The organism is Variovorax sp. N23, from assembly GCF_025486315.1.
Classification (GTDB): Bacteria; Pseudomonadota; Gammaproteobacteria; order Burkholderiales; family Burkholderiaceae_C; genus Variovorax.
In genome coordinates this window covers 312,254-336,463 of sequence record NZ_JAOOPY010000001.1, presented here as the reverse complement: position 1 = coordinate 336,463, position 24,210 = coordinate 312,254, and the positions used below count along the sequence as shown (strand labels likewise).

Sequence of the window (24,210 nt, the reverse complement as noted above, 5' to 3'; positions counted from 1 at the left end):
CGGCCCGCTATTCCTCGGCGGTCCATTCCACCTCGGCGCCCAGGCTGCGGAGGTTTTCGACAAAGCCGGGGTGCGCACGGCGGATCGGCGTCGCGTTGCGGATTTCGGAACGCCCCTCGATGCTGGCCGCGACCATGAAGAGCGCGATGGCCACGCGGATGATGTAGGGGCTCTCGACCACCGCCGGCGACAGCGGCCGGCCGCCGAAGGTCACCAGCCGGTGCGGGTCGGCCGAGAACACATGCGCGCCGAACTTCGACAGCTCGCCGGTCCAGCCCAGCGCCCCGTCGTAGACCTTGTTCCAGAACATCGCGTTGCCTTCGGCCCGCACGCCGAGTGCGATGAAGATCGGCAGCAGGTCGACCGGGAAGTACGGCCACGGCGCCGCCTCGACCTTGGTCAGCACGTTGCTGGTGAAGGGCGTCTGCACCTTCAGCGGGCCGGCGCGGCGCGCCTGCGACCAGCCGTCCGCATGCGTGATCTCGACGCCGAACTTGGCAAAGGTGCGGTCGATCAGCGGGAAGTTCTGCGGTGCGCTGTTGCGCACCACCACGTCGCCGCCGGTGATGGCCCCCAGCGCGAGGAAGGTGGTGATCTCGTGGAAGTCCTCGTCGAAGCGGAACTCGCCGCCACGCAGCGCGCTGCCGCCGTGCACGGTGAGCCGCGAGGTGCCGATGCCCTCGATGCGCACGCCGATCAGCGTCATGAAGCGGCAGAACTCCTGCACGTGCGGCTCGCAGGCCGCGTTGGTCAGCGTCGACGTGCCCTCTGCCGTCGCCGCGCACAGCACGAAGTTCTCGGTGGTGGTGACCGACGCGTAGTCGAGCCAGTGGTCGGTGGCGCGCAGGCGGCCGCTGCAGCGCACCATCAGCGAGCCCTCGGCACGCTCGACCTCGCTGCCGAAATGGCGGAACACCTCGACGTGCGGATCGATCTCGCGCACGCCCAGCGTGCAGCCCTTGACGTTGTCCTCCAGCCGGGCGATGCCGAAGCGCGCGAGCAGCGGCGGCACCAGCATGATCGACGAGCGCATCTCTTCGGGCAGCCGGTGGCGCGCGGCGTCGAAGCGGGTGGCGTGGTGGTGCAGGTCGAGCGTGCCGCTCGCGTGGTCCATCCGCACCTCGCTGCCAAGCGTGCGGAAGATCTCCAGGATCTTGCGCACGTCGGTGATGTCGGGCACGCCCAGCAGCCGCAGGGGCTCTCCGGTCAGCAGGGTGGCGCACAGAACGGGCAGCACCGCGTTCTTGTTGGCGGAAGGATCGATGCGGCCACGCAGCGGCAGACCGCCGTGCACGATGAGGTTGGACATGAGGGACAGGCGCACAGCGGGCGCTTCGGCTGGAAAGACGCTGCGACTGTACCCCCGGCGCCGGAGTTCAGGCGTTCAAGCCCTTCATGCCCTCTTCCGTGTAGCGCCCACCCGCCGCGATGCCGGGCGGCAGCGCAGCGCCGATGCGCGCCAGGTCGTCGGCCGACAGCGCCACGTCGAGCGCGCCGAGGTTGTCGTCGAGGTAGCGGACGCGTTTGGTGCCGGGGATCGGGATCACGTCGTCGCCCTGCGCCAGCAGCCAGGCCAGCGCGAGCTGCGCGGGCGTGCAGCCCTTCTCGGCGGCCAGCGCCTTGACCGTGTCGACGATGCGCTGGTTCTGCTGCGCGTTCCCGTCGGCGAAGCGCGGGTTCTGGCGGCGGAAGTCCTGGGGGTCGAGCGTGTCGCTGGCGACCTGGCCGGTGAGGAAGCCGCGGCCCAGCGGGCTGTAGGCGCAGAAGGCGGCGCCGACCTCGCGGCAGGCCTGCAGCACGCCCTGCTCGGGGTCGCGCGTCCACAGCGAATACTCGCTCTGCACGGCAGCGATCGGGTGGATCGCCGCGGCGCGGCGCAGCGTGTCGGGCGAGACCTCCGACAGGCCGATGGCGCGGATCTTCCCGGCCTTCGCCAGCTCGCCCAGCGCGCCAATCGAGTCTTCCAGCGGCGTCTCGAGGTTGAGGCGGTGCGCGTAGTACAGGTCGATGGTCTCCACGCCCAGCCGCTTGAGCGAAGCCTCGCACGCCGAGCGGATGTACGCCGGCGCGTTGTCGACCCGGCGCTCGTAGCTGCCGGGTTGGCGCACCAGGCCGAACTTGGTGGCGATGGTCACGCGCTCGCGCCGGCCCTTCAGAAAGCGGCCGAGCAGTTCCTCGTTGTGGCCGAAACCGTAGGCGTCCGCAGTGTCGAAGAGCGTCACGCCGCGCGCCAGGGCGTGCGCCAGCGTGTCGAGCGACTGCGCCTCGTTGGTCGGGCCATAGAACTCCGACATGCCCATGCATCCGAGGCCGAGTGCCCCCACGGTGAGGCCGCTGCGGCCGATGGAACGTTGCTTCATGCTGCTTTCTCCAGGGTTTGCGCGGCCTGTTCGGCCGCGCGGTAGAAGGTGATCTTGGTGCCGAGTACCGCGGCGGCCTGCTGCATCGCGCGCAGCGACGCGTTGACCTCGGCAAGGTGCGCCTCCAGCAAGGCCCGGCGCTGCGGCACGGTGGCGTCGCCCTCGGCCCGCAGGCGCGCGAACACCTGCATCCGGGCCACGGGCATCCGGGTGTCGCGCAGGCGCAGCAGGAACTCGATCCAGTCGAGGTCGGCCGACGCATAGCGGCGCTGCCCGCCCGGCGCGCGGAGCACCGGCGCGATGAGGCCGATGCGTTCGTAGTAGCGCAGCGTGTGGGCCGTCAGCCCGGTGCGCCGCGCCACCTCGTCGATCGTGAGCAAAGTGTCCATGGGCGCATTCTCGAAGTTGGAGCGCACTCGAAGTCAAGCGCCGCGCGCATATTTCTTGCCGGCAGGCCGCTCGCCTAGACTGCGCACCGTTCATCCCCCGGAGCCCCGCATGCGCGCTCGCCGCTTCGCCCCTTCCTGGTTCGCCCGCGTCCTGCCGGTCGCGTGTCTGTGCCTGAGCGCCTGCACCGTCATTCCGGTGGCCGAGCGCAAAACGGATTCGCTCGGGATCGAGTTCGTGCGCATCCCCGCCGGCGAATTCCTGATGGGCAGCGCCGAAGACCCGCGCACGCTGGCGCAGGTCTTTCCCGCGTACGACCCGGCGCGCTTCGCGCAGTTGGCCGACGAGGGGCCGGTGCACCGGGTACGCATCACGCGCGCCTTCTGGCTGGGGCGCCACGAGGTCACGGTCGCGCAGTTCCGCCGCTTCGTCGAAGCCTCGGGCCATGTCCCGGAATCGATCGCCGACGGCACCGGCGGCTACGGTTTCAACCCGGCCTACGACCCCGCGACCTCGGCCCGCGGCGATGCCTTCGAAGGCCGCGACCCGACCTACTCCTGGCGCAACCCCGGCTTCGCGCAGGGCGACGACCATCCGGTCGTGAACGTGAGCTGGAACGACGCCGTGGCCATGGCCCGCTGGCTGAGCGCCCGGGAAGGCGTGACCTACCGCCTGCCGACCGAAGCCGAGTGGGAATACGCCGCGCGCGCCGGCACGCGCACCCGCTACAGCACCGGCGACGACCCGCGCACATTGCTGCAGGGCGCCAACGTGTTCGACCAGGACGCTGCGCCGAACTGGCCGCAGTGGCGGGCCTTCGCCCTCGACGGGCAGGACGGGTTCCCCTTCACCGCCCCGGTCGGCCGTTTCGCGCCGAACGCCTTCGGGCTCGACGACATGCACGGCAACGTGTGGGAGTGGTGCGCCGACTGGCATGCCGACGACTATTACGCCCACTCGCCGGTCGACGACCCGACCGGTCCGGCCGACGGCAGCGTGCGCGTGCGGCGCGGCGGCTCATGGCACACCTGGGCCTTCTATGCGCGCTCGTCCTTCCGCAACTGGAACTCGCCGCAGACGCGCTACACGCTGGTGGGCTTGCGCCTGCTGCGCGAGCTCGCGCCGGGCGAAGAGACAGCGGCGACGGCGGCGAGCCGGTAGCGATCAGCCCGCCAGCGCCACCACCACGGCCGACTCGTCGACCACCACCGCCGCGCGCTGGCGCACACGCAGGCCGCTGCCGCTTGGCGCGAAGCCGACGAGCTGCAGCCCCCCCTCGAGGGCCACGGCGATCTCGTCGCCGCTGTCGCCGCCGCCGCGCAGGGCGCTCGCCACCGCGCCGAGCAGGCGGTTGCCCGTGGCGCCGCGCCGGCCGCCCTGCGCGGCGGCATCGACGCGCTCGACGCGCACCGCCGTGGCCTTGCACAGCGCGATCACGGTCATGCCCGCCTGCAGGCCGAGCAGTTCGACACTCTCCTGCGTGATGCGCGCCGCCATGGCACCGCAGGTGCCCAGTCGCATCTGCACGCGCACCGTGCGGTCGAACGGGGTCAGCGCATCGATGGTCGCTGGCAGCTGGTTGCGCATGCTGGTGCGGACCGCCAGCCGGGCCATGGTGGCATCGGCCTGCGCGCCGGCATCGGCGCCCCGTGCCGACCAGCGCGCATGCACCTCGCGCCGCGCGGTGTCGAGCGCATCGGCCAGTTCCAGCAGATGCCCACCCTGCGCCGTGAGCAAGGCCCCGCCGCCGCCCGCACCGCCGACGGCGCGTTCGACCAGCGGCACGCCCGCCAGGTTGGTGAGCGTGTCGATCGCCTGCCAGGCGGCCTTGTAGCTCACGCCGGCCTCGCGCGCGGCCTGCGAGATGCTGCCGGTGGACGCGATGCCGCGCAGGATGTCGATGCGCTTGTCGCTGGGTCCGTGGCCGAGGGCGTCGATGAATCGGGGGCTGGGCATGCGCCGATTGTGCGTGGGCTGCCGCACCGAAACGTCTTGCTATGATTTCGCTATTCCTGTTTTGAATAGCGCATCGAAAGGACGCGAGATGAACACCCCCTCCCGCTGGCTCGGAAAGGCCGCCCTGCTGGCCGCTTTCTCGCTGGGCACCGCGGCCCTGCACGCGCAGGAGGTGATCGTCTCCGCCGCCGCCAGTCTGACGAACGCGTTCCAGGCGGTCGGCCAGGCTTTCGAGAAGACACGGCCCGGCGCCAGGGTGACCTTCAACTTCGCCGCCTCCGGCCCGCTGCTCGCGCAGATCCAGCAGGGCGCACCGGTCGATGTGTTCGCCTCCGCCGACCAGGAGACGATGGACCGCGCCGCCAAGGCCCACCTGCTCACCGACGGCACCCGCGCCGACTTCGCGCGCAACACGCTGGTGCTGATCGTCCCCGCCGCCGCCACGGCCGTTCCACAGACGCTGGCCGACCTGGGCGGCGCCGGCTACCGGCGCATCGCCACCGGCACGCCGAGCTCGGTGCCGGTCGGCCGCTACACCGTGGCCGCGGTGCAGGACGCCGGCCTGGCCGCCGCCCTGGAGCCCAAGTGGATCTACGGCGAAAGCGTGCGCCAGGTGCTCAACTACGTCGCCCGCGGGGAGGTCGACGCCGGCTTCGTCTACCGCACCGACGCGCTGATCGAGAAGGACAAGACACGCATCGCGCTGACCGTGCCGACCCGCACGCCCGTGAGCTACCCCATCGCGCAGATCGCCGCCAGCAGGAACGCGGCGCTGGGCCGGGACTTCGTTGCCTTCGTGCGCAGCGACGCCGGCCAGCGCATCCTCGACGGCTTCGGCTTCTCGAAGCCCTGACCCGGCGTCTCTTGCTCACACCGCTCTGGCTCACGCTCAAGGTCGCGCTACTCGCCACGCTGATGGCGGGCGCGGTCGGCATCGCGCTGGGCTGGTGGATGTCGCAGCGCCGCTTCACCGGCAAGAACGTCGTGGACGCCCTGCTGATGCTGCCGATGGTGCTGCCGCCGACGGTGCTGGGCTACTACCTCATCGTGCTGATCGGCCGCAACGGCGTGCTCGGCCAGTACCTCGACCGCTGGTTCGGCATCAACCTGATGTTCACCTGGCAGGGCGCGGTGATCGCGGCGTCGCTGGTGTCGCTGCCACTGATCTACAAGGCGGCGCGCGCGGCCTTCGAGGACGTGGACGGCCGCTTCCTGCATGCCGCGCGCACGCTGGGGGCGGGCGAGTTCGAGATCTTCGCGCGCATCGCGCTGCCGCTGGCGGTGCGCGGCATCGCCGCCGGCCTGATGCTCGCCTTCGCGCGGGCCATGGGCGAGTTCGGCGCGACCCTGATGATCGCCGGCAACCTCCCCGGCAAGACGCAGACGCTGTCCATCGCCATCTACGACGCGGTGCAATCCGGCAACGACGCGCAGGCGCTGTGGCTCACGCTTGTGATCTCGGTCGTGTGCGTGGTGGTCTTGGTCGCCGCCGGCCGCATGCTGCAGGCCAAGCACTGACATGAAACCCACCCCCGATGCGCCTGCGGCGCCTCCCCCTCAAGGGGGCGCACCTGGCGGCCTGGCAAAGCCAGTTCCGCGGGTGCCCTGGCATCCGGCCACGCCGGTTTCATCGGCTGCCGGTGATGAGCAGCGCCATGGAACTGACATGCAACCGGTGCTCGACATCCACGTACAGACCACGCTCGAATCGCCGGGCCGCCGCTTCGTGCTGGATGCGCGCTTCGTCTCGACGACCGCTCGCACGGCGCTGATCGGCATGTCGGGTTCGGGCAAGTCCACGGTGCTGATGGCCATCGCCGGGCTGCTGCCGCAGGTGCGGGGCCATGTGCGCGTGGCGGGCCGCACGCTGCTCGACACGGCCGACGCCGTCGACCTGCCCGCCCGCGAACGCCGTGTCGGGCTGGTGTTCCAGGACTACGCGCTGTTCCCCCACATGACGGTCGAGCAGAACCTTGCCTTCGGGCTGTGCCGGCTCGGCCAGCGCCCGAACGAGGCCGAGCGCGCGCGCATCGATGCGCTGCTGCGGCAGTTCGACCTCGACACACTGCGCGGGGCGTGGCCCCGGCACCTCTCGGGCGGGCAGCGCCAGCGCGTGGCGCTGGCGCGGGCGCTGGCGCCGCAACCGCACCTGCTGCTGCTGGACGAGCCGCTCGCCGCGCTCGACACGCCACAGCGCATCCGCCTGCGCGCCGAACTCGCGGCGATGCTGGAGCGCGTGCAGGTGCCGACCCTGCTGGTCACGCACGACCCGAGCGACGTGGCAGCGCTGGCGCAGTCGGCGGTCCAGCTCGACATGGGCCGCGTCACGGTCGCACCCGCCCCGTAGGCCGCGCATCGGTCCAGCGGCCCCGAGCGCCGTGCCGTGCGGCGCTTCAGAGCGCGCAGGTGCGGAAGCCGAAGAAGCCGTCGTCGCGCGCCGGGAGCGCGAAATGGCGTACACGCGGCGAACGCAGCCGCGCACGGGTGGCGAACGAGGCGCCGCGCAGCACCCGCGCCTGCCCGAACGCCGGCAACGGGTCGAATGTGCTGCCGCCACTCCACGGATCGGCCCGGTAACCCGGCCAGGGCCGCAGCGTGCCGGCGGTCCATTCGTACACATCGCCCCAATGAAAGCCGCGGTGCGCGCCCGCATGGGCCGCGACCTCCCACTCGACCTCGGTGGCGATGCGCCGGCCGGCCCAGCGTGCCCAGGCGTCGGCCTCCCACCAGCTCAGGTGCACGGCCGGCTGGTGGCCGGCGGCCTGCACCACCCGGCCGAAGCGGCGTTGCAGGATGGCCCCACCCTCCCCGCGCCGGCCGGCCCCGATCTGCTCGACATGGCGCGGCGCACGGCGGCCCTCGTGCTGCTGCGCCAGCCAGTGCCGGCCGCCGGGCAGCCAGAGCTCGCTGCGGTCGTAGCCACCGTCGTCGACGAATTCGGCGAACTGCTGCCAGCTCACCGGCTGCGCGTCGATCTCGAAGGCGGGCACGTCGACCGCCAGCGAGCCGCCGTCCTGCGCGAAGCCGAAGCCCGTGCTGCCTTCGGCATCGCCGAGCGTCCAGCGCGTGGCCGGCAGCAGCAGGGGCTCGCGCGGCAAGGCGGCGGGCGGCGGCTCGACGCCGATCGGCAGGCCCAGCGTCTGCGCGATCACGACGAGTTGCTCCCCGCGCAGGTCTTCATGAAACAGCGCGAGGCGATAGAAGTACAGGCCGGCGTCGGTTTCGGTGGCACGCTCGAGCAGCTCGAGCGTGCACTCCAGCGTTTCGAGCAGATAGGCGCGCGTGGCTTCGGTATCGGGTGGCGGCGCGCCGGCCTCGGGCGGTGCGGACCACCAGTCGTCGGCCTGCGGCTCGATCGCGGCCAGCCGCGTCGGACGCACCGGGCAGTCGATGCCGAAGGCGCGCTGCGTGTTCCGCGCGATCCACCATTCGGAGAACCAGCCGATGTGCCCGGCCAGCCAGAGCGGGGGCAGCGCATCGTGCGCGTCTTCGACCGGGGCGGCCGCGGCCTCCATCGCCTGCTCGCACAGCGACAGCAGGTGCAGCGTGTGGTTGCGTGCATCGATGAGCGCCAGCGACAGCAGTTCGCGGCCGGCGTGGACCATCTCGAGGGAATCGATGGCGTGCACGCCGACCGACGCGCGGCGCGATGCGGGGCCGGAGGGTGCGGGCATGGCCTAATTATCGCGGCCGCCGTACACCGATAAAATCCGTACGCCCTGCACCCGATCCGCCAGCGCACAACGCCGGCGCGTCGGGTGCTCTCGTATGAGGGCAATCCTTAGAAAATGATGGAGCAACTATGCAAGGCTTGATGAAGCTGTCGAGGGCCATCGACTGGCTCAACGCCCAGGTGGGCAAGTACGCGATCTGGATCATTCTGGCGTCAACCGCCATCAGCACCGTCAACGCCGTGGTCCGCAAGGTGTTCAACACCAGCTCCAACGCGTATCTGGAAGTCCAGTGGTACCTGTTCGCCTGGTCCTTCCTGATCGCGGCCGGCTTCACGCTGCTCAACCGCGAACACGTGCGCATCGACGTGCTCAACAGCCGCCTGCCCAAGCGCACGCAGATGTGGATCGACATCCTGGGCTTCGCCGCCTTCCTCACCCCGCTGTGCGTCGTGGTGCTGTACTACACCGTCCCGATGACCATCCAGATGTACCAGACCGGCGAGATGTCCGGCAACCCCGGCGGACTGATCCGCTGGCCCGTGTGGCTGGCGCTGCCGGTGGGCTTCACGCTGCTGCTGCTGCAGGGCTGGTCGGAACTGATCAAGCGCATCGCCTTCCTGCGCGGCGCGGGCCCCGACCCGACGGTCAAGCATGGCGAGAAGACCGCCGAAGAAGAACTGGCCGAGGTGCTGCGCGAACGCTCCGACGTGGTCGATCCCGCCGCCGCCCCGCAGGTCCGCTGAGCCACGAGCAGAGACAAAAGAACCATGGAATTCATCACCGCCAATTTCGCCCCGATCATGTTCGCGGGGCTGATCGTCTTTCTGCTGCTGGGCTTTCCGGTCGCCTTCAGCCTGGGGGCCTGCGGCCTCTTCTTCGCCTTCATCGGTGTCGAACTCGGCGTGTTCCAGTCGTCCGTCATGGCATGGCTGCCGCAGCGGCTCATCGGCATCATGGCCAACGACACCTTGCTGGCCGTGCCCTTCTTCACCTTGATGGGGCTGATCCTCGAGCGAAGCGGCATGGCCGAGGACCTGCTCGACACCGTCGGCCAGGTCTTCGGTCCGATGCGCGGCGGCCTGGCGCTGGCCGTGATCTTCGTGGGTGCGCTGCTGGCCGCGACCACCGGCGTGGTGGCCGCGTCGGTCATCTCGATGGGCCTGATCTCGCTGCCCATCATGCTGCGCTACGGCTACGACCGCCGGATGGCCTCAGGCGTGATCGCCGCATCGGGCACGCTGGCGCAGATCATTCCGCCGTCGCTGGTGCTGATCATCATGGCCGACCAGCTCGGCAAGAGCGTCGGCGACATGTACAAGGGCGCCTTCCTCCCCGCGTTCATCCTGGTGGGCCTGTACGTGCTGTACGTGGTCTTCCTGGCGATCTTCAAGCCGGCGCAGGTGCCGGCCCTGCCGGCCGAGGCGCGCATCTACCGCGAGCCCAACGGCGGCGGCGGCTACGCCTCGCTGGTCGTGCTGATGGGCTTCTCGGCCTTCGTCGCCGCCATGATGGCGCGCCACATGGCCGAGATCCACACGTGGTGGCAAGGCACCCTCATCACCTCGGTGGCCACCGACGAAAAGGTGGTCGTCGCGATGTGCGGCGGCACCTTCGTGGCCTTCCTGATCGCGCTGTTCAACAAGGTCACGCGGCTGGGCCTGCTGTCGCGCCTGGCCGAGCGCGTGACCTTCGTGCTGATCCCGCCGCTGCTGCTGATCTTCCTGGTGCTCGGCACCATTTTCCTGGGCGTCGCAACCCCCACCGAGGGCGGCGCCATGGGCGCGATCGGCGCCCTCGTGCTGGGCGCGCTGCGTCGGCGGCTGAACCTGAGCCTGCTCAAGCAGGCACTGGCGACGACCACCAAGCTCGGCAGCTTCGTGATGTTCATCCTGATCGGCGCCACGGTGTTCGGCCTGGTGTTCCAGGCCGCCGACGGCCCGATCTGGGTCGAGCACCTGCTCACCGGCCTGCCCGGCGGGCAGATCGGCTTCCTGATCCTGGTGAACCTGCTGATCTTCTTCCTCGCGTTCTTCCTGGACTACTTCGAGCTGTCCTTCATCGTGGTGCCGCTGCTGGCGCCGGTCGCGCACAAGCTGGGCATCGACCTCATCTGGTTCGGCGTGCTGCTGGCCGTGAACATGCAGACCTCGTTCATGCACCCGCCCTTCGGCTTCGCCCTCTTCTTCCTGCGTTCGGTGGCCCCCGAGAAGCCGTACATGGACCGTGTGACGAAGAAGATCATGCAGCCGGTGACGACCATGCAGATCTACAAGGGTGCCGTGCCCTTCGTGCTGATCCAGATCTTCATGGTGGGCATCCTGATCGCCTTCCCGGGCCTGGTCACGGGCAGCCTGGACAAGGTGGAGAACGTCGACCTCCGGCAGGTCGGCGACCAGATGCGCGAATCGCTGCAGCCTTCCTCGGAGGAAGGTGGTTACGGCTCCGATCAGGGCTACGGCGCCGAACCGGCACCGTCGCTCGGTGCCCCGGCGCCAGCAGGCAGCGGCGGCGCACCGGAGGCCCCCGCCCCGACGCCCGAACCGGCCACCGAGGACGACCCGATGAAGGCCATGCAGGACGCCCTCAAGCCCAAACCGGGACAGTGAAGGCATGACGACCTGCGGCACCGACAGCGGTGCCGCAGACGAAAAAAAGCCGCGCAGTGCGCGGCTTTTTCATGGGCGGTTCTTTCGACCCGCGATCGGAGCGAGCTCAGATCTTCACGCCGTTCATGTACTGGTTGAACGGGTATTCCGAGAAACGGTTCCACAGGATCTGGTCGCGCTGGAAGGCGCGCATGCTCTGGTGGATCGTCTTGAACTCGGCCGACTTGGCCTCGTGCTCGGCGAACACTTCCATGGAGGCCTTGAAGCCCGCGTCCATCACCGCCTTCGGGAAGGGCTTGAGCTGCGTCTTCTCGGCCACGAGCTTCTTCAGCGCGATCGGGTTCCAGGCGTCGTACTTGGCCGTCATGTCGGTGGCCGCGACCTTGCAGGCGGCGTCCAGGATGGCCTTGTTCTCTTCCGAGAGCGCGTTGTACTTCTTGACGTTGATGAAGAACTCGAGGTCGGCGCCGCCTTCCCACCAGCCGGGGTAGTAGTAGAACGGTGCGACCTTGTTGAAGCCCAGCTTGGCATCGTCGTACGGGCCGACGAATTCGGACGCGTCCAGCGTGCCCTTTTCCAGCGCCTGGTAGACGTCGCCGGCCGGCATGTTCTGCGGCACCACGCCCAGCTTCTGCATCGCTTCGCCGAACACGCCGCCGCCCATGCGCATCTTCAGACCCTTGAGGTCCGCAACGGTCTTGATTTCCTTGCGGTACCAGCCGCCCATCTGCGTGCCGGTGTTGCCGGCGCTGGCCGTCTTGAAGTTGTACTTGGCGAAGAAATCGTCGAGCAGCTTGCGGCCGCCGCCGTAGTCCTTCCACGACGTGTTCTGGCGGGCGGTCAGGCCGAAGGGCACGGCGCAGCTGAACGCGAAGACCGGGTCCTTGCCGGTGAAGTAGTAGGCCGCGGACTGGGCCATTTCGATGTTGTCACCCTGCAGGGCATCGACGACGCCGAAGGCCGGCATCAGTTCGCCAGCGGGGTGAACGGTGATCTCGAACTTGCCGCCCGACAGGGCCTTGACGGTCTTGGAGAGCATTTCGGCGCTGCCGAAGATCGTGTCCAGCGAACGGGGAAAGCTCGAAGCCAGGCGCCAGCGGACAGCGGCTTGCGCATGCACCGCAGGCGCGATGCCTGCAGCGAGCACGCCAGCGATGCCGGCATTCTTGATGAGGGAACGACGATCCATTGAATTCACTCCGATTGCAAAGGGGGAAAAACAAAACGCGGCCTCGCCGCGTTGAGTTGAAGACCTTGTGGGTCGCCCGCGATTGTAAGAAGTGCTTACAGGGCGGCCCTTGGGGGTTTACCCTGCGGAACCAGGCGCGCCGAAGCGCGCCGCGATCGACTTCGCGATGCCCTCGGCATCGAGCCCGACACCCGCGAGCAGCCGGCCCGGATCGCCATGTTCGATGAATCGGTCGGGCAGGCCCAGCTGCAGCACGGGCTTGACCACCGCCGCGGCCTGCAGCGCCTCGAGCACCGCACTGCCGGCACCGCCCATGACGGCGCCTTCTTCGAGCGTGACGATCGCTTCGTGCGTGGCCGCCACTTGCAGCAGCAGGTCGACGTCGAGCGGCTTGACCCAGCGCATGTTGACCACCGTGGCGTTCAGCGCTTCCGCGGCCTTGAGCGCCGGATACAGCAGCGTGCCGAAGGCCAGGATCGCGATGCCCGCCCCCTGACGGCGCAGTTCGCCCTTGCCGAAGGGCAGGCCGTCGAGCGTGAGATGCGGCACCACGCCGGCCCCGGCGCCGCGCGGGTAGCGCACCGTCACCGGGTGGTCCTGCTCGTAGGCCGTGGTCAGCAGCGCCCGGCACTCGGCCTCGTCGGCCGGGCAGGCGATGCTCATGTTCGGGATGCAGCGCACGAAGGGGATGTCGTAGGCACCCGCATGCGTCGCGCCGTCGGCGCCGACCAGGCCCGCGCGGTCGAGCGCGAAGACCACCGGCAGGTTCTGGATCGCGACGTCGTGAATCAGCTGGTCGTAGGCCCGCTGCAGGAAGGTCGAGTAGATCGCGACCACCGGCTTGAGCCCCTCGCAGGCCAGGCCGGCCGCGAAGGTCACGGCATGCTGCTCGGCGATGCCGACGTCGTGGTAGCGCGTGGGGAACTTCTGCTGGAACTCCACCAGGCCCGAGCCTTCGCGCATGGCCGGCGTGATGCCGACCAGGCGGCCGTCCTTGGCGGCCATGTCGCACAGCCACTGGCCGAAGACCTGCGTGAAGGTCTGCTTGGTCACCGCCGTCGACTTGACGAGCCCCACCGCCGGGTCGAACTTGCCGGGGCCGTGGTAGGCCACCGGGTCGGCCTCGGCGAGCTTGTAGCCCTGGCCCTTCTTGGTGACCACGTGCAGGAACTGCGGGCCGTCGAGCTGCTTGAGGTTCTCGAGCGTGGGGATCAGCGAGTCGAGGTCGTGGCCATCGATCGGGCCGACATAGTTGAAGCCGAACTGCTCGAACAGCGTGGCCGGCACCACCATGCCCTTGGCATGCTGCTCGAAGCGCTTGGCCAGCTCGAACAACGGCGGCGCGGCGCGCAGCACGCTCTTGCCGACGTTCTTGGCGGCGGCGTAGAAGTTGCCGCTCATCAGCTGCGCGAGGTAGCGGTTGAGCGCACCGACCGGCGGGCTGATCGACATGTCGTTGTCGTTCAGGATGACCAGCAGCTTGCAATCGGACACGCCCGCGTTGTTGAGCGCCTCGAAGGCCATGCCGGCCGTCATCGCACCGTCGCCGATGATGGCCACGGCATGGCGGTCTTCGCCCTTCTGCTTGGCCGCCATGGCCATGCCGAGCGCGGCCGAGATGCTGGTCGACGAGTGCGCCGTGCCGAAGGTGTCGTACTCGCTTTCGCTGCGCTGCGGGAAGCCCGAGATGCCGCCCTGCTGGCGCAGCGTGGGCATGCGCTCGCGCCGGCCGGTGAGGATCTTGTGCGGGTAGGTCTGGTGGCCCACGTCCCACACCAGGCGGTCGTGCGGCGTGTCGAACACATGGTGCAGCGCCACCGTGAGTTCGACGGTGCCGAGGTTGGAACTCAGGTGCCCGCCGGTGCGCGAGACGTTGTGCAGCACGCAGGCGCGCACCTCGTCGGCCAGTTGCTTGAGCTGGGCGCGGTCGTACTGGCGCAGGACCGAAGGATCGTGGATGGTGGGGAGCAGCTCGGCCATGGGTGTGTTGTTATCGGTCGCGGTCCACGACCATGTGTGCCAGCGCGCGCAGCGCTTCGGTGTCGTCCAGGCCGCTGCGGTCGAGCGCGGCAATCGACTCGTCGAGCAGTTGCGACGCCTGGGCGCGGGCGCCATCGAGGCCCAGCAGCGAGACGTAGGTGGGTTTGTCGGCCGCGGCGTCCTTGCCCGCCGTCTTGCCGAGCGTCGCCGAATCGGCCGTGACGTCGAGGATGTCGTCGACCACCTGGAAGGCCAGGCCCAGCGCGGCGCCGTAGGCGCGCAATGCATCGAGGGCGGCCGGCGCCACGCCCTGCGCGCAGGCCGTGCCCATCTCGACGCTGCCCTGCAGCAGCGCGCCGGTCTTCAGGCGATGCATCTCGCGCAACTGCACTTCGTCGAGCGCCAGGCCGACACTGGCGAGGTCGATCGCCTGGCCGCCGGCCATGCCCTGGCTGCCGGCCGCACGGGCCAGCAGGCGGCACAGCCGGGCCTGAACGTCGGGCGCGATGTCGGTGTCGTCGGGCGTGAGCAGCTCGAAGGCCAGCGCCTGCAGCGCGTCGCCGGCCAGCAGCGCGTCGGCTTCGCCGAACTGCACGTGCACCGTCGGCTTGCCGCGGCGCAGAACGTCGTTGTCCATGCAGGGCAGGTCGTCGTGCACCAGCGAGTAGGCATGGATGAGTTCGGTGGCGCAGGCCGCGCGCAGGGCGGCGGCCGCGTCGCCGCGCACGGCCTCGCTGGCCGCCATCACGAGCAGCGGCCGCAGGCGCTTGCCGCCGTCGAGCACCGCGTAGCGCATCGCGTCGCCCAGTTGCACCGGGGCGTCGATGCCGACCCAGCGCGACAGGGCCGCTTCCACGTTCGCCAGGTGCGGACCGCTCCAGGCCGCCAGGCGCTGCGCGTCCCAGCCCTCGTCCGTGCGTACCGCCGTGCGTGCGGCCGTCATTCGGCCGACCACGCCTTGAGGCTGCCTGCGTCGAGCACCTTGATCTGGTCTTCGACGGCCTGCAGCTTGTCGCGGCAGAAGGTCAGCAGGGCCGCGCCGCGCTGATAGCTGACGAGCAATTGGTCGAGCGGCATCTGGCCGGATTCGAGTTCGTTCACCAGCCGTTCGAGCTCCTGAAGCCCGGCTTCATAGCTCGCGGGCAGCGCACCGGTGTCGGGGGCGTCCGCCGGCAACGGCGGCGGGAGAGTGGATGGCGCCTTGGGCATGCAGGGAATCGTGGGTGAAACCGCGCATTTTAGTTTCCATGGCGTCCCCCGGATGCACACCGTCGAATCGTGGCAGGGCTGTTCCATGTCAAGGCGCATGGAAAAGGCCCCCGGGTACAATCCCTCCCTCCTCCACGCCGGCGCCCGCCGGCGATGTTTTCTCGGGCGGTCGCACCTCCAGCCAGCGCCTCTTTTTCCTTTTCTCCCTGTGGGGAGCTTGGTCAGGTCACCCATGTCTGATTTAAGTCTTCAACTGCAGCAGGCCCAGAGCCAACTCCCGGTTACCGCGTACTTCGACGAGGCGCTCTATGCCCGCGAGCTGCAGACGCTTTTCGCCAACGGGCCGCGCTATGTGGGCCACCGGCTCGCCGTGCCCGAACCCGGCAACTTCCACACGCTGCCGCAGGAACACGACGGCCGCGCGCTGGTGCACACGCCCAAGGGTGTCGAGCTGATCTCCAATGTCTGCCGGCACCGCCAGGCGCTGATCCTGCGGGGGCGGGGCCAGCTCGACGCGCGCACGGGCGGCAACATCGTCTGCCCGCTGCACCGCTGGACCTATGCGGCCGCCGACCCGCGCACCACCGGTACGCTGATCGGCGCGCCCCATTTCGCGCAGGACCCGTGCCTCAACCTGCACAACTACCCGCTGGAAGAGTGGAACGGCCTGCTGTTCGAGAAGAACCGCGACGGCAGCGGCCGCAACGTGGCGGCCGACCTGGCCGGCCTGGGCCCGCGCGCCGACCTCGACTTCAGCGGCTACGCGCTCGACCGCGTGGAGCTGCACGAGTGCAACTACAACTGGAAGACCTTCATCGAGGTCTACCTCGAGGACTACCACGTCGGCCCCTTCCACCCCGGCCTCGGCAGCTTCGTGACCTGCGACGACCTGCGCTGGGAATTCAACCGGGAGTTCTCGGTGCAGACGGTGGGCGTGGCCAACCGCCTGGGCCGCGCGGGCAGCCCGGTCTACCAGAAGTGGCAGGAGCAGTTGCTCAAGTACCGCGACGGCAAGCCGCCGAAGTACGGCGCGATCTGGCTCACGTACTACCCGCACGTGATGATCGAGTGGTACCCGCACGTGCTGACCGTGTCGACCCTGCACCCGATCAGCCCGCAGAAGACGCTCAACATGGTCGAGTTCTTCTACCCCGAGGAAATCGTCGCCTTCGAGCGCGAGTTCGTCGAGGCCCAGCAGGCCGCCTACATGGAAACCTGCGTGGAGGACGACGAGATCGCCGAGCGCATGGACGCCGGCCGCCGTGCGTTGATGCAGCGCGGCGACAACGAGACCGGCCCCTACCAGAGCCCGATGGAAGACGGCATGCAGCAGTTCCACGAGTGGTATAAAACTCGGCTCGCCCCCAGGTCGTAGTGCACTTCGTGTCACGACTCCCACCCCCTGCCGGGGGCAACACCAGCGGCCGGGCGAAGCCCGTTCCGCGGTGTTCCACGACAAATACAGAACGCTGCTGACGCGCGTCGAGCAACAACGATGCAAGCTTTGTGGATGGTGCTGGGTGCGCTGCTTTTTGCCACGATGGGCCTGTGCGTGAAGATCGCCTCGGCCTGGTTCACCAGCGCCGAGCTGGTCTTCTACCGCGGCCTCATCGGCATCGTTTTCCTCTGGCTGCTGGCGCGCAACCTTCGCGTGCCGCTGGGCACGCACTACCCCGGCATGCACGCCTGGCGCAGCCTGATCGGCGTGGTGTCGCTCGGCGCCTGGTTCTACGCCATCGCCCACCTGCCGCTGGCGACCGCGATCACCCTCAACTACATGAGCAGCGTGTGGATCGCGGCCTTCCTGGTCGGCGGTGCGCTGCTCGCCTGGGTGCCGGTGCCCGGGCGCGACGGCAAGATCGCGCGCCCCCCCCTGCAGGGCACACTCATCCTGACGGTGCTCGCCGGCTTCGCCGGTGTGGTGCTGATGCTCAAGCCCAGCGTCGGCGGCAGCCAGGGCTTCGCCGGCCTGCTGGGGCTGCTGTCGGGCCTGACGGCCGCCTTCGCGTACATGCAGGTCGTGGCCCTCTCGCGTGCCGGCGAGCCCGAGGCGCGCACCGTCTTCTACTTCGCCGTGGGCTCCGCCGTGGCGGGCGGGCTGGTCGCTGCGATCGAAGGCTTCACGCCGTTCTCCGAGTGGACCTTCGCGCACGCCATCTGGCTGCTGCCGGTGGGCGTGCTGGCCGCGGGCGGCCAGTTGTGCATGACCCGCGCCTACGCCACCGCCACCTCGGAAAGCGGCACGCTGCTGGTGGCCAACCTGCAGTATTCCGGCATCGTGTTCGCCGCCTTCTACGGCGTGGTGCTGTTCGGCGACCGCATCGACGTGCTGGGCTGGACCGGCATGGCGCTCATCATCGGCAGCGGCATCGCCGCCACCTTCCTGCGGCAGCGCTCCTTGCCCAAGGCGCCGGCCGAAGAACACTGACCTTCTGCTTTTCGAGGACACCCGCATGTACAGCACCCTGATCTCGTCCGAGCAACTGCAGGCGCTGCGCACCACCGGCACGCCCTTGATGGTGTTCGACTGCAGCTTCGACCTGATGCAGCCCGAGGCCGGCGCGGCGCAGTACCGCGACCTGCACATCGCCGGCGCGGTCTACGCCAACCTCGACACCGACCTGAGCGCCGCGCACGGCCGCCCCGGCAAGGACGGCACCGTGGTGGTCGCGCACGAAGACGGCGAGCCCGCCTCCGGCGGCCGCCACCCGCTGCCCAGCCGCGAGAAGTTCGCCGCCTGGCTGTCAGGCGTCGGCTTTCGCAACGACATGCAGGCGGTGGTGTACGACCGCAACGGCGCCAACTACTGCGGCCGCCTCTGGTGGATGCTCAAGTGGATGGGCCACGAGGCCGTGGCCGTGCTCGACGGCGGCCTGCAGGCCTGGCAGGCCGCGGGCGGCGCGGTGGCACATGGCGACGAGCCCGCGCACTTCCAGTCGAACTTCGTGCCTTCGGCGCCGCGGGCCGCGTTGCGCGTGACACGCGAGGTCGCTGCGCATCTGGGCCAGGCTGACCAGACGCTGATCGACGCGCGGGCCGGTGCACGTTATCGCGGCGAGGTGGAACCTCTGGACCCGATCGCCGGTCACATCCCCGGGGCGCTGAACCGCCCCTTCGCCGAGAACATCGGTCCGGACGGCAGGTTCAAGCCCGCGGCGCAGCTGCGCGCCGAATTCGACACCCTGCTGGCCGGACGCGATCCCTCGACGGTCGTCCACCAGTGTGGCAGCGGCGTGAGCGCCGTGCCGAACCTGCTCGCCATGGAAATCGCGGGCTTCGGACCGACCGCGCTCTATGCCGGCAGCTGGAGCGAATGGAGCAACACGCCGGGGCTGCCGACCCGGCAAGGCGCACAACCATGATTTGCGGACGCATCCTCCGTCTTCTCGCTTCCGCCGCGCTCGCCGCGGCCCCCTTCGCGCTGCATGCGCAATCGCAGCCTGCCCATGTGCACGGCCAGATCAAGCTCGACGTCGTGGTCGACGGCCCGACGGTCGTCATCACGATGGAAGCCCCGCTCGACAACTTCGTCGGCTTCGAGCGCGCCCCGCGCACCGACGACGAGAAGAAGGCGGTCGACGAAGCGGTGGCCAAGCTGCGCGCGGCCGACACGCTCTTTACCATCGACCCGGCCGGCAACTGCAAGCTGGGCCCGGTCGAACTGCGCGCGCCGGTGCTGGGCCTGGGCGCCACGCCCGCGGGCGCACCGAGCGCCGGCCATGCCGACCTGGACGCGACCTTCGCCTTCAACTGCGCCAGCGCCGCCGCCACCAGGTTCATCGATGTCGGCCTGTTCACCGCCTTCAAGGGCCCGCGCCAGATCGAGGTGCAGATCGTCGCGCCGCAAGGCCAGTTCAAGCGCACGCTCAAGCGGCCCAACGCGCGCATCGCGTGGAGCAAGTGACGCCGCGGTGAACACCGTTCTCTCGATCGAGGCCCTGCGCTTCGGCTGGCCGGGCGCCGCGCCCTGCATCGACGTCGAGCGGCTGCACGTCGCCGCCGGCGAGACGCTCTTCCTGCACGGCCCGAGCGGCTGCGGCAAGAGCACGCTGCTGTCGCTGATGGCCGGTGTGCTGGTGGCCGATGCCGGCCGCGTCACGCTGCTGGGGCACGACTGGGCCGCGCTCTCGGGCGCCGCGCGCGACCGCTGCCGCGTGGCGCACGTCGGCTACATCTTCCAGCAGTTCAACCTGCTGCCCTACCTCAGCATGCTCGACAACGTGCTGCTGCCCTGCCGCTTCTCGCCGCGCCGCCGGGCGCAGGCGGCGCAGGAAGGTTCGGCGCGCGCGCAGGCCGAAGCACTGCTCGACGGCATGGGGCTCGAGCCCGCGCTATGGCGCCGGCCGGCGATGAAGCTGTCGGTCGGCCAGCAGCAACGCGTGGCCGCGGCGCGCGCGCTCATCGGCCGGCCCGAGCTGGTGATCGCCGACGAGCCGACCTCGGCACTCGACGAGGCGCACCGCGACGCCTTCCTCGACGTGCTGCTGGCCGCCTGCGCCACGCACCACAGCGCGCTGGTCTTCGTGAGCCACGACCGCCGCCTGGCCGCCCGCTTCGGGCGCGAGCTGAGCCTGCCGGACATCAACCGCGCGCGGAGCAACCCGGCATGAGCGCCCTCTTCTCCATCGCCTGGCGCAGCGCCTGGAACCGCCGCTTCACGCTGGTGCTGACGGTCCTGTCGATCGCGCTATCGACGGTGCTGCTGCTGGGCGTCGAGCGCATCCGCACGCAGTTGCGCGAGAGCTTCTCGTCGGCCGTCTCGGGCACCGACCTGATCGTCGGCGCGCGCACCGGCTCGACGCAGCTGCTGCTGTATTCGGTGTTCCGCATCGGCTCGGCGACCAACAACATCGCCTGGCAGAGCGTGCAGGCGCTGTCGGCGCACGAGGGCGTCGACTGGGTGGTGCCGCTGTCGCTGGGCGATTCGCACCGCGGCTTCGCGGTGCTCGCGACCACACCGGCCTACTTCACGCACTTCCACTACGGCGACCATCAGGCGCTGGTGCTACGCGAAGGCCGGCCCTTCGGCGCGCTGTTCGACGCCGTCATCGGTGCCGACGTGGCCGAGCGCCTGGGCTACCGCGTGGGCCAGCGCATCACGCTGGCCCACGGCACCGGCGAACTCACGGTGGCCGAGCACGCCGACAAGCCCTTCACCGTGGTCGGCATCCTGGCGCGCACCGGCACGCCGGTCGACCGCACGGTGCACATCGGCCTGCAGGCGATGGAAGCGATCCACCTCGACTGGCGCGGCGGTGCGCCGCTGCCGGGCCTGCGCGTGCCGGCAGCGCAGCTGGGGCAGATCGACCTCACGCCGAAGAACGTGACGGCCGCGCTGGTGGGCCTGAAGAACCGCGCCGCCGTGTTCGGCGTCCAGCGCTGGGTGTCGACGTACAGCGGCGAGCCGCTGATGGCGGTGCTGCCCGGCGTCGCGCTCGACGAGCTGTGGGACGTGATCGGCGTCGGCGAGAACGCGCTGCTGCTGATGTCGGCCCTGGTCGCGCTGGTGAGCCTGGCCGGCCTGGTGGCGGTGGTGCTCGCCGGCCTCGACCAGCGCCGCCGCGAGCTCGCCGTGCTGCGCGCGGCCGGCGCCATGCTGCGCCATGTGCTGGCGCTGCTGGCCATCGAAGGCGCGCTGGTCACGCTGGCCGGCGTGGTGCTGGGTGCCGCGGCAGCGGCCGTGGGCATCGCATCGCTGTCGCCGTGGCTGCAGGCACACTTCGGGCTGACGCTGGCACTCTCGGCCCCCACCGCGAACGAAGGCCTGCTGGTCGCGGCGCTGCTGCTGGCCGGCTGGGCCGCCAGCCTGCTGCCCGCCCTGCGCGCCTACCGCCTGTCGCTGGCCGACGGACTCTCGCCGCGTCTGTAGCGCATCATCGCCACGCCGCACACGACGAATCCAAGGACCGACCATGACGACCTCTTCCCCTCGACGCCTCGTGATCGCCGCACTCGGCGTAATCGGCGCTTCGGTGATGGGCCTCACCTTCGCCGCCGAGCCCGCCTCCCCCAAGCCCACGCCGGGCGCCGCGCGCGAGATCACCTGGGACGACCTGGTGCCCCAGGACTGGGACCCGATGAAGGAGATCGGCGCCACCGACCCCGGCCAGTTGAAGGACGGCGACCCGCGCGCCGCCGCGCTGATGAAGAAGATGCAGGCCGCCTTCGACAACGCGCCGGTCAACCCCGCCATGGACGGCGCCCAGGTGAAGATCCCGGGCTACATCGTGCCGCTGGAGCAGAAGAAGGCCGGCGAGATCACCGAGTTCCTGCTGGTGCCCTACTTCGGCGCCTGCATCCACACGCCGCCACCGCCGGCCAACCAGATCCTGCATGTGCACCCCGCGAAGGCCGCGAAGTTCCGCTCGATGGACGCGGTGTGGGTGGTCGGCACGCTCAAGGCGGCGCGCAGCAATTCCGGCATGGGCGTGGCCGGCTACCGCATGGAGGCGCAGAGCGTGACGGCGTACACGGCGCCTGCCTCGGCGAAATAGGCCAAGCGCGCGCTCGCTGCGCACTGCAAGTCGACACGCGGCGACGCCGCGGACCAGGCCTGGGCCTCAATCCGGCGCCTGGAACACGCGGTCGTGCTCTTCGTCGGCGGGCACGTTGTCGGCGTCGAGTTCGCTCGCGTCGGTGAGGTCGATGCCGGTCTCCTCGGCCAGCAGGTCCGGGCCTTCGCTGTCGGCGTCATCGGCGTCGGCCGAATCGAAACCGTCGGCGCTCAGGTCGTCATCGACGTCTTCCGTGTCGGTGATCGGCGGTGGGGCACTGGGGCGCGGAGGGCGGGCTGCAGTCATGGTCGGGTTCCGTGCAAGAAGTCGGTAGCCACGATGCTGCGCCTCAACGGCCGGCGACGCAACAGCCGGGAAGCCGCCCCGATGTCGGAAGGGGCCTTCGAGGTGCCGCAAGACCGCCTCAATGCCTGTGGTCCGGGCCTTCTTCGTTGTGCACCGCGCCAGGCGCGTCGTTCCCGTGGTCGTGCTCGCCATGCGCGAGCCGGCTCACCAACGTGACCAGCGCGATGCCGACGGCCAGCCAGGCAATCTGCGCGAAGGTCTGCCGCGCCGGCAGCTGCTTCTGCAACTGGGGAATCAGGTCGGCCAGCGCCACGTAGACGAAGCTGCTGCTCGCCAGCACCAGGAAGTACGGCAGCCAGCCGTGCAGCTGATCGACCAGCCACCAGCCCACCAGGCCGCCGAGCGCGGTCATGGTGCCGGCCAGCGACACCTTCACCAGCGCGATCTTCGAGTTGGACGAGGTCTGGCGCAGCACGACCAGATCGCCGATGTGATGCGGCACCTCGTGCGCCAGCACCGCCAGCGCGGCCACCAGCCCGAGCCGGATGTCGGCGACGAAAGCGGACGCGATCAGGATGCCGTCGCCGAAGCAGTGCACGCTGTCGCCGGTGAGCACCGCCCAGCCGCCGGTGCGCGGGGCGTGGGCATGGCCGTGCGCGTGGTCATGATCGTGCCCGTGCGCGTCGGCATGGTGCTCGTGCCCGTGGTGCCACAGCTCGGCCTTGTCGAGCAGGAAGAAGAAGACCACGCCGAACAGCAGCGTGCCGAACAGCCAGGACGGTTCGATGCCGCTCTCGAAGGCCTCGGGCAGCAGGTGCATGAAGGCGGTGGCGAGCAGCGCGCCGGCCGCCAGGCTCAACAGGTGCTGCGCATTGACGCCGCCGTTGTTGCGCACGCCCACGCGCATCAGCAAGGCCGCGACCCACACGCTTCCGATGCCGGCGACCAGCGTGGCCGCGAGGATGATCAACAGGTTCATAAACGCTTTTTCCAGTGCCCCAACAAAAACCGCCCCGAAGGGCGGCTGTTCGTCGTGCGCGAGGCGGGTGCCGCCCCGCCCTCCGGCTAGGCGACGCCGTGCCGAGGGTTAAGCGACGCCGTGCGTCTTGAACCAGGCCTGGGCCCGGCGCCAACCGTCGTCGGCCGCCTCCTGGAGGTAGCTCGGCCGGTAGTCGGCATGGAACGCATGACCCGCATCGGGGTACACGACGAATTGCGATGCCTTGGCCGCGTCGGTTCCGCTGGCCAGGGCGGATTTCATCTTATCAACCGTGTCAAGAGGGATACCCTGGTCCTTGCCGCCATAGAGGCCGAGCACCGGCGCCTTGAGCTGCGCGGCGACGTCGACCGGGTGCCTGGGCGTGAGCTCGCTGGGCTGGCCGACGAGCCGGCCATACCAGGCCACGCCCGCCTTGACCTTGCCCGTGGCCGCGTACAGCCAGACGATGCGGCCGCCCCAGCAGAAGCCGGTGATGCCGGCCTTGGCGATGTCGCCGCCGTGGGCCGCCGCATACTGCAGCGCGCCGTCGAGGTCGGCCATGACCTGCGCATCGGGCACCTTCGACACCACCTCGCTCATCAGCTTCGGGATCTCGGTGTAGTTGCGCGGGTCGCCCTGGCGGGCGTACAGCTCGGGCGCGATGGCCAGGTAGCCCAGCTTGGCGAAGCGGCGGCAGACGTCGGCGATGTACTCGTGCACCCCGAAGATCTCCTGGATGACGAGCACCACCGGCAGACCGGTCCTGCCCGAAGGCGCCGCCGCATAGGCCGGCACCTGGAAGCCGTTGACGGGGTACTTGATCGGGCCGGCCTGCAGGCCGTCGGTCGACGTCGAGATCGCGGTCTGCGCGGCGACCGGCAACGTGGCCGCGGCATAGCCGGCGCCGAGCGCGGCCTTCAGCGCGGTGCGGCGCGTGGCGCCCTGCGAGGTGCTCTCGCCGGGGCGCAGCGAATCGAAATCGGCTTGCAGGTCCGTTCGGGAATCGTCGTGAGAAGGCATGGGCGCTCCTGTGAAATCGGCCGGGAGGGTTGCGGGAAGGTGCGCGCCCG

25 protein-coding genes are annotated in these 24,210 nt (G+C 69.8%); 13 read left to right on the top strand and 12 right to left on the bottom strand.

Annotated elements, in window-relative coordinates; genetic code table 11:
• Positions 1 to 7: 7 nt before the first annotated feature.
• The 3 genes from N8A90_RS01590 to N8A90_RS01580 form a co-directional block, all read right to left on the bottom strand.
• A complete protein-coding gene (locus N8A90_RS01590; protein ID WP_262072885.1) occupies positions 8 to 1,309 on the bottom strand; it encodes a UDP-N-acetylglucosamine 1-carboxyvinyltransferase in 1,302 nt (433 codons plus the stop codon).
• A 67-nt stretch (positions 1,310 to 1,376) separates the two neighbouring features.
• Positions 1,377 to 2,360 (bottom strand): aldo/keto reductase, encoded by a 984-nt coding sequence (locus tag N8A90_RS01585; protein ID WP_262072884.1) that lies wholly within the window; start codon positions 2,358 to 2,360, stop codon positions 1,377 to 1,379.
• On the bottom strand, positions 2,357 to 2,749 hold the full coding sequence (locus tag N8A90_RS01580; protein ID WP_262072883.1) for a MerR family transcriptional regulator: 393 nt from the start codon (positions 2,747 to 2,749) through the stop codon (positions 2,357 to 2,359). The genes N8A90_RS01585 and N8A90_RS01580 overlap by 4 nt, the downstream gene beginning before the upstream one ends.
• Before the next feature lie 109 nt (positions 2,750 to 2,858).
• On the opposite strand from N8A90_RS01580, the gene N8A90_RS01575 reads away from it, so the two are divergent.
• Positions 2,859 to 3,908 carry a formylglycine-generating enzyme family protein gene (locus tag N8A90_RS01575; RefSeq protein ID WP_262072882.1) on the top strand — a complete coding sequence of 350 codons (1,050 nt, stop codon included), beginning with the start codon at positions 2,859 to 2,861 and terminating at the stop codon, positions 3,906 to 3,908.
• A 3-nt stretch (positions 3,909 to 3,911) separates the two neighbouring features.
• On the opposite strand, the gene N8A90_RS01570 is transcribed toward N8A90_RS01575, so the two are convergent.
• Complete coding sequence (locus N8A90_RS01570; protein ID WP_262072881.1) at positions 3,912 to 4,703, bottom strand: TOBE domain-containing protein; 792 nt, start codon at positions 4,701 to 4,703, stop codon at positions 3,912 to 3,914.
• An 88-nt stretch (positions 4,704 to 4,791) separates the two neighbouring features.
• On the opposite strand from N8A90_RS01570, the gene modA reads away from it, so the two are divergent.
• The 3 genes from modA (at position 4,792) to N8A90_RS01555 (ending at position 7,050) form a co-directional block, all read left to right on the top strand.
• Entirely contained in the window at positions 4,792 to 5,556 is a 765-nt protein-coding gene (modA, locus tag N8A90_RS01565) for a molybdate ABC transporter substrate-binding protein (protein WP_262072880.1), read from the top strand.
• Positions 5,557 to 5,567: 11 nt separating this feature from the next.
• Positions 5,568 to 6,221 carry a molybdate ABC transporter permease subunit gene (gene modB / locus N8A90_RS01560; RefSeq protein ID WP_262072879.1) on the top strand — a complete coding sequence of 218 codons (654 nt, stop codon included), beginning with the start codon at positions 5,568 to 5,570 and terminating at the stop codon, positions 6,219 to 6,221.
• Between the two features lie 148 nt (positions 6,222 to 6,369).
• Positions 6,370 to 7,050, top strand: coding sequence for an ABC transporter ATP-binding protein (locus N8A90_RS01555; protein ID WP_262072878.1), 681 nt, complete (start codon positions 6,370 to 6,372; stop codon positions 7,048 to 7,050).
• Positions 7,051 to 7,096: 46 nt separating this feature from the next.
• Here N8A90_RS01555 and N8A90_RS01550 read toward each other — a convergent pair whose 3' ends face one another.
• A complete protein-coding gene (locus N8A90_RS01550; RefSeq protein WP_262072877.1) occupies positions 7,097 to 8,377 on the bottom strand; it encodes an SUMF1/EgtB/PvdO family nonheme iron enzyme in 1,281 nt (426 codons plus the stop codon).
• 128 nt (positions 8,378 to 8,505) lie between these two features.
• On the opposite strand from N8A90_RS01550, the gene N8A90_RS01545 reads away from it, so the two are divergent.
• Together N8A90_RS01545 and N8A90_RS01540 are read left to right on the top strand one after the other, a co-directional pair.
• Entirely contained in the window at positions 8,506 to 9,120 is a 615-nt protein-coding gene (locus N8A90_RS01545) for a TRAP transporter small permease subunit (protein ID WP_262072876.1), read from the top strand.
• 24 nt (positions 9,121 to 9,144) lie between these two features.
• Entirely contained in the window at positions 9,145 to 10,983 is a 1,839-nt protein-coding gene (locus N8A90_RS01540; RefSeq protein ID WP_262072875.1) for a TRAP transporter large permease subunit, read from the top strand.
• Between the two features lie 106 nt (positions 10,984 to 11,089).
• On the opposite strand, the gene N8A90_RS01535 is transcribed toward N8A90_RS01540, so the two are convergent.
• The 4 genes from N8A90_RS01535 to xseB form a co-directional block, all read right to left on the bottom strand.
• Positions 11,090 to 12,172, bottom strand: coding sequence for a TRAP transporter substrate-binding protein (locus tag N8A90_RS01535; RefSeq protein ID WP_262072874.1), 1,083 nt, complete (start codon positions 12,170 to 12,172; stop codon positions 11,090 to 11,092).
• A 117-nt stretch (positions 12,173 to 12,289) separates the two neighbouring features.
• On the bottom strand, positions 12,290 to 14,152 hold the full coding sequence (gene dxs / locus N8A90_RS01530) for a 1-deoxy-D-xylulose-5-phosphate synthase (RefSeq protein WP_262072873.1): 1,863 nt from the start codon (positions 14,150 to 14,152) through the stop codon (positions 12,290 to 12,292).
• Between the two features lie 10 nt (positions 14,153 to 14,162).
• Positions 14,163 to 15,095: a polyprenyl synthetase family protein gene (locus N8A90_RS01525; protein ID WP_262072872.1), complete on the bottom strand. Its 933-nt coding sequence runs from the start codon at positions 15,093 to 15,095 to the stop codon at positions 14,163 to 14,165.
• Complete coding sequence (xseB, locus tag N8A90_RS01520; RefSeq protein ID WP_262072871.1) at positions 15,092 to 15,361, bottom strand: exodeoxyribonuclease VII small subunit; 270 nt, start codon at positions 15,359 to 15,361, stop codon at positions 15,092 to 15,094. Before xseB ends, N8A90_RS01525 begins: the two co-directional genes overlap by 4 nt.
• A 232-nt stretch (positions 15,362 to 15,593) precedes the next feature.
• Here xseB and N8A90_RS01515 point away from each other — a divergent pair, with 232 nt between their 5' ends.
• The 7 genes from N8A90_RS01515 to N8A90_RS01485 all read left to right on the top strand — a co-directional run bounded on the left by N8A90_RS01515 (position 15,594) and on the right by N8A90_RS01485 (position 21,855).
• Complete coding sequence (locus N8A90_RS01515) at positions 15,594 to 16,736, top strand: aromatic ring-hydroxylating oxygenase subunit alpha (protein WP_262072870.1); 1,143 nt, start codon at positions 15,594 to 15,596, stop codon at positions 16,734 to 16,736.
• 120 nt (positions 16,737 to 16,856) lie between these two features.
• Entirely contained in the window at positions 16,857 to 17,789 is a 933-nt protein-coding gene (locus tag N8A90_RS01510; RefSeq protein ID WP_262072869.1) for a DMT family transporter, read from the top strand.
• Positions 17,790 to 17,814: 25 nt separating this feature from the next.
• Positions 17,815 to 18,723 carry a sulfurtransferase gene (locus N8A90_RS01505; RefSeq protein ID WP_262072868.1) on the top strand — a complete coding sequence of 303 codons (909 nt, stop codon included), beginning with the start codon at positions 17,815 to 17,817 and terminating at the stop codon, positions 18,721 to 18,723.
• Positions 18,720 to 19,265, top strand: coding sequence for a DUF2796 domain-containing protein (locus N8A90_RS01500; protein ID WP_262072867.1), 546 nt, complete (start codon positions 18,720 to 18,722; stop codon positions 19,263 to 19,265). Before N8A90_RS01505 ends, N8A90_RS01500 begins: the two co-directional genes overlap by 4 nt.
• Before the next feature lie 7 nt (positions 19,266 to 19,272).
• The gene (locus N8A90_RS01495; RefSeq protein ID WP_262072866.1) at positions 19,273 to 19,971 is read left to right on the top strand and encodes an ABC transporter ATP-binding protein; all 699 of its coding nucleotides are present in this window, start codon (positions 19,273 to 19,275) and stop codon (positions 19,969 to 19,971) included.
• Positions 19,968 to 21,230 carry an ABC transporter permease gene (locus tag N8A90_RS01490; RefSeq protein ID WP_262072865.1) on the top strand — a complete coding sequence of 421 codons (1,263 nt, stop codon included), beginning with the start codon at positions 19,968 to 19,970 and terminating at the stop codon, positions 21,228 to 21,230. Before N8A90_RS01495 ends, N8A90_RS01490 begins: the two co-directional genes overlap by 4 nt.
• 43 nt (positions 21,231 to 21,273) lie before the next feature.
• Complete coding sequence (locus N8A90_RS01485; RefSeq protein WP_262072864.1) at positions 21,274 to 21,855, top strand: DUF3299 domain-containing protein; 582 nt, start codon at positions 21,274 to 21,276, stop codon at positions 21,853 to 21,855.
• Positions 21,856 to 21,921: 66 nt separating this feature from the next.
• Here N8A90_RS01485 and N8A90_RS01480 read toward each other — a convergent pair whose 3' ends face one another.
• The 3 genes from N8A90_RS01480 to N8A90_RS01470 all read right to left on the bottom strand — a co-directional run bounded on the left by N8A90_RS01480 (position 21,922) and on the right by N8A90_RS01470 (position 24,160).
• Complete coding sequence (locus N8A90_RS01480; RefSeq protein WP_262072863.1) at positions 21,922 to 22,161, bottom strand: hypothetical protein; 240 nt, start codon at positions 22,159 to 22,161, stop codon at positions 21,922 to 21,924.
• Between the two features lie 118 nt (positions 22,162 to 22,279).
• The gene (locus N8A90_RS01475) at positions 22,280 to 23,140 is read right to left on the bottom strand and encodes a ZIP family metal transporter (protein WP_262072862.1); all 861 of its coding nucleotides are present in this window, start codon (positions 23,138 to 23,140) and stop codon (positions 22,280 to 22,282) included.
• A 108-nt stretch (positions 23,141 to 23,248) separates the two neighbouring features.
• Positions 23,249 to 24,160: a dienelactone hydrolase family protein gene (locus N8A90_RS01470; RefSeq protein WP_262072861.1), complete on the bottom strand. Its 912-nt coding sequence runs from the start codon at positions 24,158 to 24,160 to the stop codon at positions 23,249 to 23,251.
• Positions 24,161 to 24,210: the final 50 nt, after the last annotated feature.